Genomic DNA, 16832 nt, shown 5'->3' on the forward strand with positions numbered 1-16832 from the left:
TCATCCCATCTGCAGCGTCTGGCCGCCGTCCACCACGAGTTCCGAACCGGTGATGAACGAGGCGTGTTCGGACACCAGAAAGGCGACGGCATCGGCGATCTCGGTCGGTTGCCCCAGCCTTCCGCTGACCGCGGAGGCCGCCAGCTTGGCCTGGGTCCGGTCGTCGAGCATCGGGGTTTGGACCGGACCGGGCAGCACCGCGTTGACGCGGATGCCGGTCCCGGCGAGTTCCGCGGCGACAATCTGCGTCAGCCCGCGCAGCGCCCACTTCGAGGATCCGTAGGCGGCGTGGTGCGGGAAGGCGCGCACCGCGCCGGTGCTGCAGGTGTTGACGATGGCCGCGCCGTGCGCCTCCCGCAGCGCGGGCAGGCAAGCCTGGATGCCGAGAAACGGCCCCAGACAGTTGACCCGCCAGGCATTTTCGAACCCGGCTGCGGTTTCGTCGGCGAGCGCGGCGCGATGCAGCACGCCGGCGTTGTTCACCAGGGTGGTCAGCAACCCCAGCCGGCTGGCGACCTGCTCGACGGCGCGGCTCCACTGTTCCTCTGAGGTGACGTCCAACGGGACCGCGATGACTCCTGGGTCATCGAGTGCCGCCACCGCGGCCTCGAGTTCGTCGGCCTGCACATCGCAGGCCGCCACGGCGAATCCGTCGCGTCGCAGCCGGGCCACGATCGCCGCCCCCTGCCCGCGGGCGGCCCCGGTCACCAGGGCAATCCGGTCGGTACCGGTCATCTCAGCTGTACCCCTTCGAGGTGGTCTGGGTGGTCGGGGTCTGCCCGCGGGCGTCGCGCAGGTGCTCGGCCGCGCCGCGGCGCAACGCCTGGGACTCCGAGGCAAGCGTGATGAGCTGAAAGCCCCACTCGGCGGCCAGCTTTCCGATCCTGCCGTCGCCGGCGTGGATGCCCGCGACCAAACCCGCCGCGGCGGCACTGCGGGCGACGTCCTTGATGGCGTCGGTGACCTCGGGGGCGCTCCACATCGCCGATACCGGCTGCCCCATCGACACCGCCAGGTCCGCTGGGCCGACGTACACTCCGGAAAGCCCGGGCACGGAGCAGATCTCGGCGACATTGGGCAAGGCGGCCGCGGTCTCGACCATGGCGTAGACCCCGGCGCGCGCCTCGAGCGCCGGGGTGTCGAGGCCCAGATCGGCGCGCAGCGGGCCGAAGCTGCGCACGCCCGCCGGCGCGTACCGGGTGGCCGCCACGGCCTGCGCCGCCTGCTCCGGGGTCTCCACCATGGCAACGATCACCGCGTCGGCCCCGGCGTCGAGAACCCGGCCGATGGGGGCGGGCGCGGCCGACGGCAGCCGGACCGCGGTGGCGATCGGGACACGCTCGAGGCGACGCAACATCAGCGCCACGTCGGCGTCGTCGAGGTAGCCGTGCTGAGTGTCGAAACCGACGTAGTCGTAACCGGCGGTGGCGAACTCCTCCGGCCCGAGGATCGTCGGGCCCACCACCCAGCCGCCCCACACCTGCGCGCGCTCGGCGAGGGCCGCCTGTAGCCGACTCGATGCCGCGCTCACCGGTCCGCCTCGGCGACGGCGATCTTGACCCGCTCCGGTTCCGGACGGCAGGCCAGCTCGAACGCGGACTGCACCTCGTCGGGCCCGAAAGTGTGGGTGATGTAATTTCCCAGCAGATCGGGATGCCGGCGGGCGAAGTCATCGGCGGCGCGCAGCACGCGGGCCCGCTCCAGTGTCACCCCGGACTTCAGGGTGAGGTTGTTGCGCAGCATGGTCCGCATCGAGATGGGATAGCTGTCGTCGTCGGGCACGCCGAAGTAGAACACGGTGCCGCCGAACGCCGCGGCCTCGATGGCGTGGTTCAGCGTCGCGACCTGATGCCCCACCGCCTCGATGACGATCTCCGGCCGCTCGGCCGGGTCGAGATGGCGGACCCAGCGGTCGCTGGTGGCGCGCACCAGGGTGTCGACGCCGAACGACGCGGCCACCTCCTTGCGGTCCACCGGATCCACACCGATCACCTGGGCGGCGCCCGACGCCTTTGCCGCATAGGAGAACAGCAGGCCAATCGACCCCTGGCCGAGGATCGCCACCCGCCGGCCGGCCAGGTCCGGCAGTTGCTCGAGCGCGTAGAGCACGCAGGCCAGCGGCTGCAGCCCGACCGCCTGCGCGGGGCTCAAGGCCGGGTCGTAGGACGCCAGTCCGTTGCCGTCGGCCACCACCTGGCCCATCAGACCATCGAAGCCCGACGCCCAGCCGACCACCCGGTCCCCCGGCCGGTGCTCGGGATGCCGGCTGGCCAGCACCTCACCGACGATCTCGTGTGCCGGGAAGCCGTCCATCTCCGCGGCGCAGGCGCCGGTGTCGCCGGGCAGCCGGCCCTGGGTGCCACGGAAGCCGGGCAGGTCGCTGCCGCAGATCCCGGCCGCCAGGAAGCGCAGCAGGACCTGTTGGTCGGCAAGCGATTCCAGGTCGGGTTCGGGGAGTTCGACGCGCTCGAAGGTATAGGGTGCGACCAGTCGGTAGGACCACATGGGTCTACACCTCCACCGGGATCGAGTTCCAGCCCCACTGGAAACTCGACGGCGGCCGCGACGCCGCATCGGCGTCGATCCGGAATTCGGGCACCCGTTTCAGGAATTCCTCCAGCATGACGGTGATCTCGAGCCGGGCGACGTGAACGCCCAGGCAGAAGTGCTGGCCGCGGCCGAAGGACAGCAGGCGTTCGATGGGCCGGTTCCAGCGGAATTCGTCGGGGTCGGGATACTCCCGCTCGTCGCGCGCCGCCGACGCGAGCAGCGTGATGATCCGCTGGCCGGGGTCGATGGTGGTGTCGTGAATGGTGTACGGCCGCCGCAGGGTTCGGGCAAACCATTGGGCAGGGGCGCAGTAGCGGATGATCTCCTCGCGGGCCACCGGAACGTTGGCCGCCAGGTCCGCCCGCACCGCCGCGAGTTGCTCCGGATGCTCGCTGAGCTGCCACAGGCCCGTCGCGGTGATCTTCGGGACCGTCTCGGTCCCGCCGATGAAAACCCCCAGCATCTGGGTGGCGGCCTCGACGTCGTTGAACGCCGTGCCGTCCGGCAACGCGAAGTTGATCAGGCTGTCGGCGATGGGGACGCTGCCGTCGGCGCCCGCGGCGCGACGGCGTTCGATGATGGGGGTCAGATACGACAGGTAGCCGGGCCGCGAGTTGCCCACCTCTACGCCCTGACCGGGCTGGGCCAGGCTGCCGGCGTTCACCGTGGCCAGCACCTCGCCGGCCAGATCCACGGGCAGGCCCACGAATTCGCAGACCATCGACGCCGCCACGATGCCGCCGTAGTCCTGGGTGAGGTCGAACCGGCCGCGCGGCAGCAACTCGTCGAGCCGCTCGTTGGCCAGGGCGCGGATCCGGTCGGCCAGGGTGGCCGCCGACCGCGGCCGAAACTGCGCCGACGTGCAGCGCCGCACGTTCTCGTAGATGGGCGAGTCGAAGTTCGCGTGAAACGGCATGGGGTGCAACGGCGGATCCGGCACCGGACCGTCGTTGTGGTGCTCCAACACGGCTGCGGCCGGCAGCGTGCCCTCCGACGCCACGAACGTGCCGTCGGTGACGCCGAGGACCTCCCAGATGTCGTCGAACCGCGACAGCGCGTAGGTGTCCCACTTCGGGATGTAATAGACCGGATGTTCGTCGCGCAGCACCTGGTAGTAGGGCAGCGGGTTGGCCATCACGTCCGGATCGAACGGATCGTAGGAAAACAGCTGGGCGGCGGTCTGATTCATCGCATCATCGCAGCGGTGAGGGCGGCAGGGCGGCCAGGATGGAGTCCTCCCAGCCGTCGCGCAGGGCCGGCGCCACACTCATCCAGGTGACGATCTCGGCGGGCGGCTGGTCCTTCCACGACGGGTAGTGGTTCTCAAAGCAGTCCCAGTCGCCGTCGAGCGCCCAGTAGTGGATGACCTCGTTGAACCGGAACGTGGTGATGAATGAGCCGAGCCAGCGCTTACCGGTGGATTCCGACCACGGCACGTAGAGCCGTTCGAGTTCGCGGATGTAGTCGTCCTGCCGGCCGGGCTTGGCCTGCATGATCTCCTGGATCACCAGGCCGGCGCCGAAGTTCGCCTCCCGCAGTTGCGCCAGGGTCTTGTTGTATTTTCCGGCGTACATGATGCGCCCCTCGCCGCGGGCGCCGATGCCGGCCAGGTATTGCGTCCACTGCGCGGCCGACTCGGCGTGACTGCCGCCGCGGGCCTGTTCCCTACCGATCCGGGCGTAGTCGGCGAAGGCGTCGATCTCCCAGATGATGGTGGCCTGCGGCCAGTGCCCGTTGTAGGGCGTGGTTTCCCAGATGGCGAACAGCCGGGCGCCGAGTTGCTCCATCATCGGCTGGTAGATCTCGGTGAACGCCGCGGCGAACTCGTCGCTGCGGCCCGACCCCAGATCGATGGTCTCGTGGAGGTAGAGCAGAGTGTGGCCGTAGTACTTCTTCATGGTCATAACCGGGACCCTGTTGACAGTGACACCCAGCGAGCGTGACACTTGTCGCGTGATTTGTAAAGGTTGGCGGGACGGGTCGGTGGTATGGAGTTGACTCTGACGACATTGGCCGAGGATTTCTGCTTCGGCGAGGGCCCACGGTGGTTCGAAGGCCTGCTCTGGTTCTCCGACATGCTCGGCGCGGCCGTGCACACCGTGACGCTCGGCGGCGCAATGACAACCCTGCCGCTCGAAGGCCATTCGCCCTCCGGGCTCGGGTTCTGCCCGGACGGTTGTCTGCTGGTGGTTTCCAGCGAGAAACGGCAGGTCCTGCACTACGACGGCGAGGCCGTCACCGGGTTCGCCGACCTTTCCGCGCTGGCCCCGGCCAACCTGGGCGACATGGTGGTCGACGCCCACGGCCGCGCCTACGTCGGCTCGCAGGCCCGCTCGGGCGGGGTGATCCTGTTGCTCGACCGCGACGGTAGCGCGCGGGTGGTCGCCGAGGACCTGGACTTCCCCAACGGCATGGTGATCACCGACGACGGGTCGACCCTGATCGTCGCCGAGTCGTTGGGCCGACGCCTGACCGCCTACAGCATCGACGATTCGGGCGGCCTGTCGGGGCGACGGGTGTTCGCCGACGGCCTGGACGCGCCCCCGGACGGCATCGCGTTGGACGCCGCGGGCGGGGTCTGGACGGCGATGACACTGGGCCGCCGATTCGACCGGATCGAGCGCGGTGGGGCCGTGACCGAGCGCATCGAGATCGGGGACCGCATTGCGATCGCCTGCGCGTTGGGCGGTCCGGAGCGCCGGACGCTGTTCCTGCTGTCGAGCACCGACGCCTATCCGGAGCGGCTGATCGGCACCAGGAACTCGCGCGTGGACGCCGTCCTCGTCGAGGCGCCCGGGGCGGGGTGGCCGTGATGTCGGACTGCTACTACGAACTCGTCGACGCCGACGGCAGTCGCGGGGAGAGGTTCGCGACCACCGACCTGGTTCGCAGCACGTGGTCGGCGAGCATCCAGCACGGCGCGCCGGTATCGGCGCTGCTGGCCCGCGCGCTGGAACGCTGCGAACAGCGCGACGACACCCGGTTGACCCGGGTGGTGGTGGATCTGCTCGGCGGCGTTCCCGCCGAGGGCGACATCTGGGTCCGGTCCCAAATCGAGCGGGCCGGCAAGCAGATCGAGTTGGTCAGCGCGCAGATGCTCGCCCCCGACAAGGAGGGTGCGCCGCGCCCGGTGGCGACCGCGACCGGGTGGCGCATGCAGACCCTGGACACCGAGGCGTTGCGGCACGCGCCAGCGCAGCCGATGCCGCCGCTGTCGGAGGCCAAATCCCGTGATATGCGCAAGGACTGGGATCAGAACTACGTGCACAGCGTGGACTGGCGCTGGCTCACCAACCCCATGGACGAGGGCCCCGGCGCGTCTTGGATCCGCCCGCTGGTGGATCTTGTCAAGGGCGAGGAACTGACACCCCTGCAGCGGCTGTTCACCGTCGCCGACGACGCCAACGGCCTGGGCAACAAGCTCGACATCCGCAAGTGGACGTTCATGAACACCGATCTGGCGGTGCACATCCACCGAGTCCCCGAAGGGGAATGGACCGGCATCCGCGCCGAAACCAGCTACGGTCCCGACGGAATCGGGACCACGCTGGGCACGCTGTTCGACGAGAGCGGCGCCGTGGGGGCCGTCCAGCAGTCGGTGTTGGTGCGCCCGCGGCCCACCAGGTAGGCGCGAGGCCCGCACCCACCAAGCGCGAGCGTGCGCGCCCCCGACCGACACGCCGCAGAAGCTACGTGTTTTGAGCCCGCTCGCGCTGGATAGCTCAGGGGAAGTACAGGGCGCCGGCGGGGCATTCGGCGACGGCCTTCGCCATCCGCTCACGATCGCTCTCCGGTCGCTCGGGCTCGGTGATCGCCACGTACCCCTCGTCCTGGACCTCGAAGACGTCCTCGGCGATGGTCTCGCAGATCCCATGGCCGACACACCTGCTCAGATCGACGGCGATCCGCATCGTCCCTCCCGCCTCCGCTACTGGATGTGTGCCGGCAGCCGCTTCACGCCGTGCACGAAGCTGCTGTACAGCAGGTCGGGCTCGCCGAACTCGACGCGCTTGAGCCGGGTCAAAAGCTCCCGGAACAGGTGGCGCAGTTCGGTTTTGGCCAACTGGTTGCCCAGGCAGAAGTGTGGACCGCCGCCGCCGAATCCGACCTGTGGATTCGGCGAGCGCGACAGGTCGAACTTGCCGGGGTCGGCGAAGACCGCTTCGTCCCGGTTGGCCGAACAGTAGAACAGGCCCACCTTGTCGCCGGCCGAGATCAACTGGCCGCCGACCTCGACGTCCTCGGTGGCGAACCGGGCGAACTGCAGCACGGGGGTGGCCCACCGCACGAATTCCTCTGTCGCCAGGCCGATCCGGCCGTCGAAGTCCTCGAGCAGCCAGTCCCTCTGCTCGGGGTTGGCGGCCAGGGCCATCATGGCGTGCGTGGTGGTCTGCTTGGTGGTGTCGTTTCCCGCGGACGCCAGCAGGATCAGGAACGCGCCGATCTCCTCGTCGGTGAGCCGGTGCCCGTCCACCTCGGCGTTGACGATGCTGGTCATCAGGTCGTCACCGGGGTTCGCCCGACGGAACTTGGCCAGTTCGACCCCGGTGTTGGAGATCAGCATGATCTCGTTGATGGTGTCCATGGCACGCTCTTCCAGCGTGCTGTATTCGTCGTCGCTCATGCTGAACAGCTTCTCGGCGGCCGCGGCCAGCGCGGGCTGATCGGCCTTCGGCACACCGAGCATGTCGGAGATGGTGGTCATCGGCAGCCGCGCCGAACACGCCTCGACGAAGTCGACGTCGCCGACACCGACCAGGTCGTCGACGATCTTGACCGCGTTGGCATGGATCTGCTCGTCGATGCGGCGCAGGTTGCGCGGGGTGAAGGCCGAACTGATCAGTCGTCGGTAGGTGGTGTGCTGCGGCGGATCCATGACCAGAAAGAACGCCGCCACGTGTTGCATCTCGGCGGGCATGGGGTCCAGCGCGACCCCGCGCGCCGAGGTGAACAACTCGGGATGCTGGCTGGCGAAGACGATGTCCTCGCGCCGGGTCAGCGCCCAGAACCCCGGCTCTTCCAGGTCGAACAGCGTGGGCAACGGCGGGTGCCAGCTGAGCCCGTCACTGGCCCGGAGCTGGGCAAACGTTTGGTCGCGCTGGTCGAACGGCCGGCTCCAGAAGTCGTGCGAGGTGATGTCGTGCGGGCTGTACTCCCGGGCCTGCGGCGCATCGGCGACCGTCACTGGATGTCTCCCTCCTGGCCGCGCGACATGGGGCGGCGACTCCGGCCAACAGCGTGACACTTTCGATTTAGTTTGTAAAGATGGCCGGCCGGTGGGGGCGGTCCGCGCAGCAGGTCAGTTTTTTCCAACACGGGCCGAATCGATTTACAACAGCACTACAAGTTGTAACGTTAACCGATGGCGGGCACCGGGCCCGGCACCCGTTACCGGCTAGGTGTACCGGGACAGGACGTTGGTAGCAGGCGTGTTGGCTTGAAGTGAGGAGAACCTCCGGGTGGGGTGTGGCTTGTCTAGGTCCACTGCTCTCCGGAGGTTCTCGTGTCCCACCGTAATGCCCGTACGACGTTTCACGGCCGGCTGCTGATGGTGCGCCGGTATCAGGCCGGCTGGCCTAAGACCCATATCGCCACGGCGATGGGCGTCTCGCGCAAGTGTGTCCACACCTGGATCAGCCGGTTCGAGTCCGAGGGCGAAGCCGGCCTCATCGACCGGTCCTCGCGGCCGCACACCACACCGACCCGTACTCCGCGCAGCGTGGAGAACCAGATCGTGGCCTGGCGGCGGCGCCACCGCTGCGGCCCCGACGAAATCGCGGCCAAGCTGGGGGTATGCGCGCGAACGGTGTCGCGCGTGTTGAACAGGCGTCAGATGCCGTACTTGCGCGACTGCGACCCGATGACCGGTCAGGTAATCCGCGCCTCGAAGGCCACGGCCGTTCGCTACGAGCGAGCCCGCCCCGGCGAACTGGTGCACATGGACGTCAAGAAACTGGGCCGCATCCCCGACGGCGGCGGCTGGCGGGCTCACGGTCGAGGACACGCCCCGAACCGAGACCGCAAGAGCGGTAACGGCTTCGATTACGTGCACTCCCTGGTCGATGACCATTCCCGCCTGGCCTATTCCGAGATCCTGCCCGACGAGAAAGGGGCCACCTGCGCAGGGTTCTTGCAGCGAGCGGCACTGCACTTCCGCGCCCACGGAATCACCACCATCGAGGCGGTCATGACTGATAACGCCTGGGCCTACCGCTACAGCCTGCGCGATGTCTGCGCAGAGCTGGGTGCGCGCCAGGTGTTCATCAAACCGCACTGCCCCTGGCAGAACGGCAAGGTAGAGCGTCTCAACCGCACCCTGCAGACCGAGTGGGCCTACAAGCGCGTCTTCGCGTCCAACGCTCACCGCGCCGCAGCCCTTGCCCCCTGGCTCAAGTACTACAACACTGAACGCCGTCACAGTGCACTCGGCGGCCTCCCACCGATCAGCCGACTGACACCAACCTCATGACTCAGTACAGCTAGGGGGGTCCAGACGTGCAGGATTCGACGCTGCCCGATCTCGAGTATGCCGCCGACGAACACAGCTCCTCGCGGCAACGGATTCTGCATGCCACCGCAGAAGTGTTGGCCCGCAACGGGCAGACCAAGCTGAGCCTGTCCGAGGTCGCCGCGCAGGCCGGGGTGTCGCGCCCCACCCTGTACCGCTGGTTCGCCTCCAAGGACGACCTCCTCTCGGCGTTCGGCGCCTTCGAGCAGCAGGGCTTCGACCAGGGCATGATCACCGCCACGGCGGGGCTGCGCGGCAGCGAGCGCCTCGATGCCGCACTGCGCTACATCGTCGCGTTCCAGCGCTCGTACTCCGGGGTGCGCCTGATCGACGTGGAACCCGCGGCCGCGATCTCCCGCCTGGCCAAGGTCATTCCGGTGATGCGTTCCGGCCTGGAGCGGATGCTGCCCGGACCCAACGGTGCCGAGAAGGCCGCCACCGCGGTGCGAGTCGCGGTGTCGCACTACATCGTTCGCAGCGACGACGCCGAACAGTTCCTGGCCCAGCTGCGGCACGCGGTGGGCATCAAGCCCTGACCCGCCGGTGCGCGCGGGCCCGTCAGCGCGTCTTGCTCGCCGGCGGCGAGTAGTTCGGTTTGCCCAGCCCGAGGGCGTGGGTGGCGATCATGTTGCGGAACACCTCCAGGGTGCCGCCGTAGATTCCAGACGGTACGGACAGCCGGAAGACGTGCTCGGCGGCGCCGTCGTCGGCCGCCCCGGGGGTCTCCGCGGGCAGCAGCGCCGCCGGACCCAGCAGGTCCATCAGCTCCGGCGCGACCTCCCGCATCGTCGCCACGATCGCGACGCGGCCGTACATCTCCGGGGTACTCAGCGCGGCCTCCATCCGGGCGATGCTGCGGCCCAGCCGGTATTGCACCGCGTCGTCGTCGATGCGGCGACTGCCGTCCGGGGATGCCGCGCCGAGGATGGCAGCCGCGCGGTCGGCCGCCTCCGCCATCAGCAGGCCATGCTCGGACATCATCGCGATCTTCTGCAGACCTTGCGAATCCGGTTCCATCACACCGTGTTCGGCGTCCAGCGCGACTCGCATCACGGTCCACCCGCCGTTCACCTCACCGATGCGGTAGCGGTCGTCGACCCGCACGTCGCTGTAATACACGATGTTGGTGCGGTCGCCGTCGACGGTGCGAAGGCCCTGGATCTCGATGCCCGGGGTGTCCATCGGCACCAGGAACATCGTCAGGCTCTGATGCTTGGGCGCCTCCGGGGCGGTGTTGGTCAACAGGAAGACGTATTGCGCGTTGTGGGCGTTGGAAGTGAACATCTTGGCGCCGTTGATGATCCAGCTCGATCCATCCGCTTCGCGGACCGCGCGGGTCTTGCACGTCGCCACGTCGGAGCCGCCGTCGGGCTCGGTGTAGCCCAGGCACAGCCGGATGTGGCCGGCGAGCACGCCGGGCATCACTTCCTGCGCCAGCTCGTCGCTCGCGAATTTGGCCACCACATGGGCCACCATCGCGGTGGTGCCCCAGTGGAACCACGGCGTGTGGGCGCGCCCGATCTCCAGGTCCCAAATCCGGCGACGCACTGCGCTGAAGCCGCCGTCGCTCTCCTCGTTGAAGTCGGCGGCCAGCAGGCCCCGCTCCCCCAGCGCCAGATGGACGGTCTCGTCGAAGTTCTCGCCGGTCTCCCGATCCCGACGGATCACCTCGTCGGTGACGAGTTCGGCCAGCAGTGCCCGCAGCTCATCCTGGAACGCCTGATCGTCCTGCGACAACGCCACGCGGGAAAAGTCCACTGGTCCTCCGTGCTCCACTCGAACCGCCGTCAGCGAGCGTGACAGTATTTGCCCGCATTGTAAAGACCGAGTTAGGGTTGGCCCCGTGGCAGAAGGACGACCGAATCACCCGGAAGCGCGGCGATGAGCCTCGTCGCCGGGCGCGGCCCGTTCGGCAGCGACCCGGCGGGATGGTTCACCCCGCCGGTGCCGGCCGACGTGGTGTTCGTCGAACCGCATCCGCGCCGGGTGCAGGCCGTGCGGGACGGCTCTCCGGTGATCGACACCGAAGACGTGCTGCTGGTGCATCGCCGGGGCCGGCCGCTGAGCTATGCCTTCCCGTCGGCCGCGGTCGCGGATCTGCCCGCCGAGCCCGTGGCCGAGGCCCCCGGCTATGTCACCGTGCCGTGGGCCGCCGTCGACAGCTGGTTCGAGGAGGGCCGGCAACTGGTGCACTACCCGCCCAACCCGTACCACCGGGTCGACTGCCGCCCCACCACCCGGGGCCTGCGGGTGAGCGTCGGGGCCACGACGCTGGTCGACACCACCGAGACGGTGATCGTCTTCGAGACCTCGCTGGCGCCGCGTCTCTATGTCGCCCCCGCGCAGGTGCGCATGGATCTGCTGCGTCCCACCGCCACCACCAGCTACTGCAACTACAAGGGTCACACCACGTACTGGGCCGTCACGCTCGAGGACGGCACCACCGTCGAGGACATCGCGTGGAGCTACGACGACCCGCTGCCGGAATCGCTGCCCATCAAGGGCTTCCTGAGTTTCGACGCCGAGCGGGTGCAGATGCTGGCCGAGCTGCCCGGCGGCACCGGCGGCGATTGCGGTTGCCCCGCCTGAGCGCGGCCCCGTCGACCGCCGCGGTGTCCGGGGGCGCCTGAGGCCATCCCCGACCCGTGGCGCGCGCTTCGCGTCAGCCACTTTTGTAACAAATGCGCAATGATCAGCGACTTTCCTGGGTAGAACCATCGGTTCACTACGATCGTTGATTCCAGGCATGACGAAAGGACGACCACCGTGCGGCAGGCATTCGGTTACGTCTTGGCTTTGCTGGGCGTGGTGACGCTCACCCAGACCGCGTGGGCCGCCGTCGGGACCGCCGCGGTACCCACCCCGACCGCGGACGTCAGCGTCGTCGACGTGGCGCCGCGGACCGGCTCGCAGGTCGGCGTCGGGCATCCGATCGTGGTGACCTTCGGTGAGGCCGTCGCCGACCGCGCCCGGGCCGAGCGCTCGATCCGCGTCCTGTCGCCCACCGCGGTGACCGGCGACTACGACTGGGTCAGCCCCACCACCGTGCACTTCGTGCCCGACGAGCTGTGGCCGGCGCACTCCGAGATCAAGCTGCTGGCCGGGGGCATGCCCATGAGCTTCCGGACGGGCGCCGCCGTCACGGCCGTCGCCGACATCTCCGCCCACACGTTCACCGTCAGCATCGACGGCGAGGTGGTCCGGCAGATGCCCGCGTCGATGGGCAAGGCCAAGTTCCCCACGCCGCAGGGTCGCTTCACCGTGCTCGGCAAAGAGAACCCGGTGGTGATGGATTCCCGGACCATCGGCATTCCGCTGGAGGACCCGGAGGGCTACAAGCTCACCGTGAACCACGCCGTGCGGATCACCTGGGGCGGGGTCTACATCCATTCGGCGCCGTGGTCCGTCGGATCGCAGGGCTACGCCAACGTCAGCCACGGCTGCATCAACCTCAGCCCGGACAACGCCGCCTGGTACTACAACAACGTCGGGATCGGCGACCCGGTCACCGTCCAGGCCTGAGCCCGACGCGGGAACTGTTTCGCCGGGCTGACCGACGGGCACCCGGCAGTAGTGCAGACAGACAACGACGACGCGTCCGAGAACATGCTCGACGCCACCGAGAGCCTGGATTCCGACCAAGTCCGCAACGACGACGGCGACGAGGTGGTGGATCCGCCCGAGAAGTGGATTCCCGCCGACGACGACCGGACGCTGGATCAGCGGATCGCCGAGGAGGAACCCGACGTCGCACCCGAGGACATCGACCCGGCCGACGCCGATGGTCGGGGTCCCGTCGCCTCGGTCTCCGATGATCAACTCGACCGGCTGACCCCGGAGCGCCACGGCCGCGACCACGGTCAGGTCGACGGCGCCCCCGAGGACGGCGACTCGCACTTCACCGTGGTGGAGTAGGGATGGCCACCGTGAGTGTCGGTGCGGTGCGCCCGGACGACACCGGGCAGGCGGACGAGGGCCGCGCCCAGCTGGATCTGTTACAGGAGTTGCTGTGGGCCTACGGCCCCTGCGGGCAGGAGGACGCGGTCCGCGAGATCTGCCGACGCGAGCTGGCTCCGCACGTGGACGAGCTCTGGGTGGACCCGGCGGGCAATGTCGTCGGCCTGCTCCGCGGCGCGAAATCCCACGACGGTGACCGCGCACCCGTCACCCGGGTGATGGCGCACATGGACGAGCTGTCCATGCTGGTAAAGCGGATCTTCCCCGACGGCTCGCTACACCTCACGCATCTGGGCACCATGTATCCGGGCAACTTCGGCCTGGGGCCGGTGGCCGTGCTGGGTGACCGGGAGACGCTGCGCGCGGTCTTGACGCTCGGCTCGGAACACACCACCTCGGAGAGCCCACGCATCTTCGCCACCAAACCGGACCAGGGCGGTAAGGCGCTGGACTGGAGCGACGTCTACGTGTTCACCGGGTGCACGCCCGAACAGTTGCGCGAAGCGGGCGTGCACCCCGGGACCCGGGTGTGCGTCGAGGCCGGCAAGCGCAGCCTGGTGACCTTCGGCGACTACGTGGGCAGCTACTTCCTCGACGACAGGGCCGCCATCGTCGTGTTGTTGGAGACGGCCCGACTGCTTTGCGACCGGCGGCCCGCCGGCGACGTCTACTTCGTGTTCACCACCAACGAAGAGGTCGGCGGGGTGGGCGGTTCGTACGCCAGCCGGGTGCTGCCCGGGGACCGGACGCTCGGGGTGGAGGTGGGCCCCACCGAGGAGGAATACGGGACCAGCGTGGCTGGCGGACCCATCGTGGTCTACAGCGACGCCGAATGCGTGTACGACAAGGCCATCGCCGACCGGCTGATGCAGATCGGCGCGGACCTGGGCACCGAACCGCAGGCCGCGGTGGTCGGCGCCTTCGAGGCCGACCCGTCGCACGCCAAGGCCAACGGGCTCACCGCCCAGGCGGGCCTGCTGTGCCTGCCCACCCTGAGCACCCACGGCTACGAAGTGATTGCCCGACAGGCGATCCCGGATGTCACCGCGATACTCACCGAGTTCCTGCGGCACTGAGCATCACCCGGGCAGCGTCTCCCCGCCGATCGGGGCCAGGACCTCGCCGCTGTAGTACGACGACATCCGACTGGCGGCGAAGAACACGTAGGACGGTGCGATCTCGTCGGGCTGCGCGGCCCGGTTCATCGGGACCTGCTCGCCGAAGCTCGCCGTCTTCTCGGCATCCATGGTGGCCGGGATCAGTGGGGTCCACACCGGGCCCGGCGCAACGCAGTTCACCCTGATGCGGCGCTCGTTCAAGTTCTGGGCCAACGAGTACGTCAACGCGATGACCGCGCCCTTGGTCGCCGAATAGTCGATCAACGTCTTGTTGCCGCGCAGGCCGTTGATCGAGGCGGTGTTGATGATCGCCGACCCGTCGGGCAGGTGGTTCAGCGCCGCCTTGGTGACGTGGAAGAAGCTGTCGATGTTCACCGCGAACGTGTGGCGCCACTGCTCCTCGGTGAGTTCGGCGAGGCTGTTCACCGGCGACTGGTAGGCCACATTGTTGACCAGGATGTCCAGTCCGCCAAGCTGTTTGACGGTCTGATCGACCACGGACCGGCAATGCGCCGGGCTGCCCAGGTCCCCGGGCAATTCCATGCCGGTCCGGCCCGCGGCCTCGATCAGCGAGACCGTGTGCGCGGCGTCCTCGGTCTCTTCGAGGTAGGCGATCGAAACGTCAGCGCCCTCCTTGGCGAAGGCGACCGCCACCGCCCGGCCGATGCCCGAATCGCCGCCGGTGATCAGGGCCCGCTTGCCGGCCAACAGGTTCGAACCGGTGTAGTCGCGCATCTCGTCGCGGGGACGTTCGGACATCTCCGCGGTGCGCCCGGGGTACGGGATGACGCCGTGCGGAGCGGGATCAACGGGATCTTTGGTCATTGCCGACGCATACCCCGGCGGCGACCGCCCAAACCGCGACGTCCGGCCGGGTTCACGCCACGACGCGCACCTGCTCCAGCGACCGGTCGGCGGGGCCGGGCAGGGTCATCCCGGTAACCGGTGGCGTCAGCGGGGCGCGAGGTCGGAGGTGGCCGGGCCCTCGAGCAGTCGACCGTCCGGGCCGAAACGCGATCCGTGCAGCGGGCATTCCCAGGCCAGGTCGACCTCGTTCCAGTTGAGCACCCCGCCCAGGTGCGGGCACACCGCCGACACCGAATGCTGCACGCCGCCGACGCTGCTGTCGGCGTGCAGTCGCCACGGCGGACCCGACACCTCCGCCTCCCCGTCGGCCGGGCGGTCGCGCCCGAGTCGGGGCGTGGCCCACCCGCGCGCCAGATGGAATCCGACCTCCAGGTTCGCCTTGAGCGCCGCACCGATACCGGCGAGTTCATGCGGGCTCCAGCTGGCGAAGACACCGACCCACGGCATGTTCCCGCCCAGCACCCGCCCCGACAACGCCAGCGCGGCGGCGACCGCGTTGGTCATCCCCCACTTGTCGAACCCGGTGGCCACCAGGATGCCGTCGGCGCCGGGCAGAATCGGTCCCACATAAGGCAATTCGTCGGCCGGCGAGTAGTCCTGTGCCGACCACAGATGGGTCTGCGTCGCGCCCGGGAAGTACCGCTGGGTCCACTGCGCCAATTCGTCGAGACCGGTGCGTTCGTCGCCGCCGCGACCGACGGTGTGACCCGCCCCGCCGACGATGAGGTGCTCGGTGCCATCGGCCGACCGCGCGTAGCGGACCGAGCGGGTCGGCGCGTCGGCGGACAGGAACATCGGTCGGGTGATCTCGCCCGGCACCTCGAAAGCCAGGCAGTAGGACCGCTCCGGCACCACCCGGGCGAAGAACCCGCCCCGGTCGAGAATCGGGATGCCGGTGGCCAGGACGCAGTGCTCGGCGCGGACCGTGACGTGGCGATCGGAGTGACTGCGGACGTTGACCTTGAGCCGCACCGGGCCGAAACCCGAGACGGACTCCACCCGGGCGCCCTGCAGGAGCCGCCCGCCGTGCTTCTCGAGTTCGGTGATGAGGCTGTCGAGCACCGGGAGCGGATCCAGCTGCGCCTGATCCGGGAGCCGCGTGCCGCCGTGGAAGGGGAACGGGACGTCGGCGTCGGTGGTCCAGCTGACGGGCAGGCCGGCCTCGCGGGCGGCGCGGAACTCCGCGTCGGCGTCGTCGAGTCCCTTCGCGGACTGCGCGTAGGTGTAGGCGTCCTCGGTCTGGGTCGACAAGCCGTGGCTCTCGCAGTAGTGCAGCAGCCAGCTGAGCCCTTCGCGGTTGCCGGTGACGTAGTCGCGCACGGTCTGGGCGCTGTGCTTGGCGCGGATCCGGGACAGCTTGGTGCCCTGCAACAGGCTGACCTTGCCAGTGGTGTTGCCGGTGGTCCCGTCGCCGACCCGCCGCGCCTCCAGCACCACGACGTTCTTTCCCGACCTGGCCAGCAGTACCGCGGTGACCAGTCCGGTCAGTCCGGCACCCACCACGGCGACGTCGACGGATTCGGCGGCCAGAACCTCTGCTTCGCTGGCGGGCCGCTCAATCCGGCCCGCGTTCCATAGTGACGGCACATTGTGCGATCTACCCGTTTCGCCGCACCATCAACCGCCGTGCCCGGCTCAGCTCTCGGTGATGGCGTGCTCCGGACAGGCCTCGATGGCCTCGCGGACCGCTGCGTGATGCTCGGGTGCGACGTCGTCCTCGATCGCCTCCGCGTACCCCCAGTCGGTCAGCGTGAAGACCTCCGGACACAGCGCGACGCACACTCCGTGCCCGCGGCACAGACCGTCGTTGACCGACACCTTCATCGCCGTAC

At 69.0% G+C, this 16832-nt stretch carries 19 protein-coding genes; 8 read left to right on the top strand and 11 right to left on the bottom strand.

The window, feature by feature from the left end; all coding sequences use genetic code 11:
• From R2K23_RS22200 to R2K23_RS22220, 5 genes are read right to left on the bottom strand one after another with little or no spacing between them, the layout of a single operon-like run.
• Complete coding sequence (locus R2K23_RS22200; protein ID WP_316512644.1) at positions 1–735, bottom strand: SDR family NAD(P)-dependent oxidoreductase; 735 nt, start codon at positions 733–735, stop codon at positions 1–3.
• Between the two features lies 1 nt (position 736).
• Positions 737–1531, bottom strand: a complete 795-nt coding sequence (locus R2K23_RS22205) for an HpcH/HpaI aldolase family protein (RefSeq protein WP_316512645.1) — start codon at positions 1529–1531, stop codon at positions 737–739.
• On the bottom strand, positions 1528–2505 hold the full coding sequence (locus R2K23_RS22210) for a zinc-binding dehydrogenase (protein ID WP_316512647.1): 978 nt from the start codon (positions 2503–2505) through the stop codon (positions 1528–1530). The genes R2K23_RS22205 and R2K23_RS22210 overlap by 4 nt, the downstream gene beginning before the upstream one ends.
• 4 nt (positions 2506–2509) lie before the next feature.
• Positions 2510–3739: a cytochrome P450 gene (locus R2K23_RS22215; protein ID WP_316512648.1), complete on the bottom strand. Its 1230-nt coding sequence runs from the start codon at positions 3737–3739 to the stop codon at positions 2510–2512.
• 4 nt (positions 3740–3743) lie between these two features.
• Positions 3744–4448 (bottom strand): NIPSNAP family protein, encoded by a 705-nt coding sequence (locus tag R2K23_RS22220; protein WP_316517491.1) that lies wholly within the window; start codon positions 4446–4448, stop codon positions 3744–3746.
• Positions 4449–4538: 90 nt separating this feature from the next.
• Here R2K23_RS22220 and R2K23_RS22225 point away from each other — a divergent pair, with 90 nt between their 5' ends.
• Together R2K23_RS22225 and R2K23_RS22230 are read left to right on the top strand one after the other, a co-directional pair.
• Positions 4539–5363 carry an SMP-30/gluconolactonase/LRE family protein gene (locus tag R2K23_RS22225; protein WP_316512650.1) on the top strand — a complete coding sequence of 275 codons (825 nt, stop codon included), beginning with the start codon at positions 4539–4541 and terminating at the stop codon, positions 5361–5363.
• Positions 5363–6178 carry a thioesterase family protein gene (locus R2K23_RS22230; protein ID WP_316512652.1) on the top strand — a complete coding sequence of 272 codons (816 nt, stop codon included), beginning with the start codon at positions 5363–5365 and terminating at the stop codon, positions 6176–6178. Before R2K23_RS22225 ends, R2K23_RS22230 begins: the two co-directional genes overlap by 1 nt.
• Before the next feature lie 94 nt (positions 6179–6272).
• On the opposite strand, the gene R2K23_RS22235 is transcribed toward R2K23_RS22230, so the two are convergent.
• Entirely contained in the window at positions 6273–6461 is a 189-nt protein-coding gene (locus R2K23_RS22235; RefSeq protein ID WP_316512654.1) for a ferredoxin, read from the bottom strand.
• Between the two features lie 17 nt (positions 6462–6478).
• A complete protein-coding gene (locus tag R2K23_RS22240; protein ID WP_316512656.1) occupies positions 6479–7735 on the bottom strand; it encodes a cytochrome P450 in 1257 nt (418 codons plus the stop codon).
• A gap of 318 nt (positions 7736–8053) precedes the next feature.
• Between R2K23_RS22240 and R2K23_RS22245 the strand changes: the two genes are divergently transcribed.
• Both R2K23_RS22245 and R2K23_RS22250 read left to right on the top strand, forming a co-directional pair.
• The gene (locus tag R2K23_RS22245; protein ID WP_316511840.1) at positions 8054–9019 is read left to right on the top strand and encodes an IS481 family transposase; all 966 of its coding nucleotides are present in this window, start codon (positions 8054–8056) and stop codon (positions 9017–9019) included.
• Positions 9020–9045: 26 nt separating this feature from the next.
• Positions 9046–9594: a TetR/AcrR family transcriptional regulator gene (locus tag R2K23_RS22250; protein ID WP_316512657.1), complete on the top strand. Its 549-nt coding sequence runs from the start codon at positions 9046–9048 to the stop codon at positions 9592–9594.
• A 22-nt stretch (positions 9595–9616) separates the two neighbouring features.
• Here R2K23_RS22250 and R2K23_RS22255 read toward each other — a convergent pair whose 3' ends face one another.
• Entirely contained in the window at positions 9617–10816 is a 1200-nt protein-coding gene (locus R2K23_RS22255; protein WP_316512659.1) for an acyl-CoA dehydrogenase family protein, read from the bottom strand.
• Between the two features lie 123 nt (positions 10817–10939).
• Here R2K23_RS22255 and R2K23_RS22260 point away from each other — a divergent pair, with 123 nt between their 5' ends.
• From R2K23_RS22260 to R2K23_RS22275, 4 genes are all read left to right on the top strand, one after another.
• A complete protein-coding gene (locus R2K23_RS22260) occupies positions 10940–11647 on the top strand; it encodes a DUF427 domain-containing protein (protein WP_316512660.1) in 708 nt (235 codons plus the stop codon).
• A 177-nt stretch (positions 11648–11824) separates the two neighbouring features.
• Positions 11825–12580 carry a L,D-transpeptidase gene (locus R2K23_RS22265; RefSeq protein WP_396892582.1) on the top strand — a complete coding sequence of 252 codons (756 nt, stop codon included), beginning with the start codon at positions 11825–11827 and terminating at the stop codon, positions 12578–12580.
• A 51-nt stretch (positions 12581–12631) separates the two neighbouring features.
• Positions 12632–12973, top strand: a complete 342-nt coding sequence (locus R2K23_RS22270) for a hypothetical protein (protein WP_316512661.1) — start codon at positions 12632–12634, stop codon at positions 12971–12973.
• Between the two features lie 2 nt (positions 12974–12975).
• The gene (locus R2K23_RS22275) at positions 12976–14091 is read left to right on the top strand and encodes a M42 family metallopeptidase (protein ID WP_316512662.1); all 1116 of its coding nucleotides are present in this window, start codon (positions 12976–12978) and stop codon (positions 14089–14091) included.
• 3 nt (positions 14092–14094) lie between these two features.
• Here the strand turns inward: R2K23_RS22275 and R2K23_RS22280 are convergent, their stop codons facing one another.
• The 3 genes from R2K23_RS22280 to R2K23_RS22290 form a co-directional block, all read right to left on the bottom strand.
• Positions 14095–14958: an SDR family oxidoreductase gene (locus tag R2K23_RS22280; protein ID WP_316512663.1), complete on the bottom strand. Its 864-nt coding sequence runs from the start codon at positions 14956–14958 to the stop codon at positions 14095–14097.
• Positions 14959–15084: 126 nt separating this feature from the next.
• Positions 15085–16587, bottom strand: coding sequence for an FAD-dependent oxidoreductase (locus R2K23_RS22285; protein ID WP_316512664.1), 1503 nt, complete (start codon positions 16585–16587; stop codon positions 15085–15087).
• 48 nt (positions 16588–16635) lie between these two features.
• Positions 16636–16824: a ferredoxin gene (locus R2K23_RS22290; protein ID WP_316512665.1), complete on the bottom strand. Its 189-nt coding sequence runs from the start codon at positions 16822–16824 to the stop codon at positions 16636–16638.
• Positions 16825–16832 lie beyond the last annotated feature (8 nt).

This window comes from Mycolicibacterium sp. MU0050 (assembly GCF_963378085.1).
Taxonomy (GTDB): Bacteria; Actinomycetota; Actinomycetes; order Mycobacteriales; family Mycobacteriaceae; genus Mycobacterium; species Mycobacterium wendilense.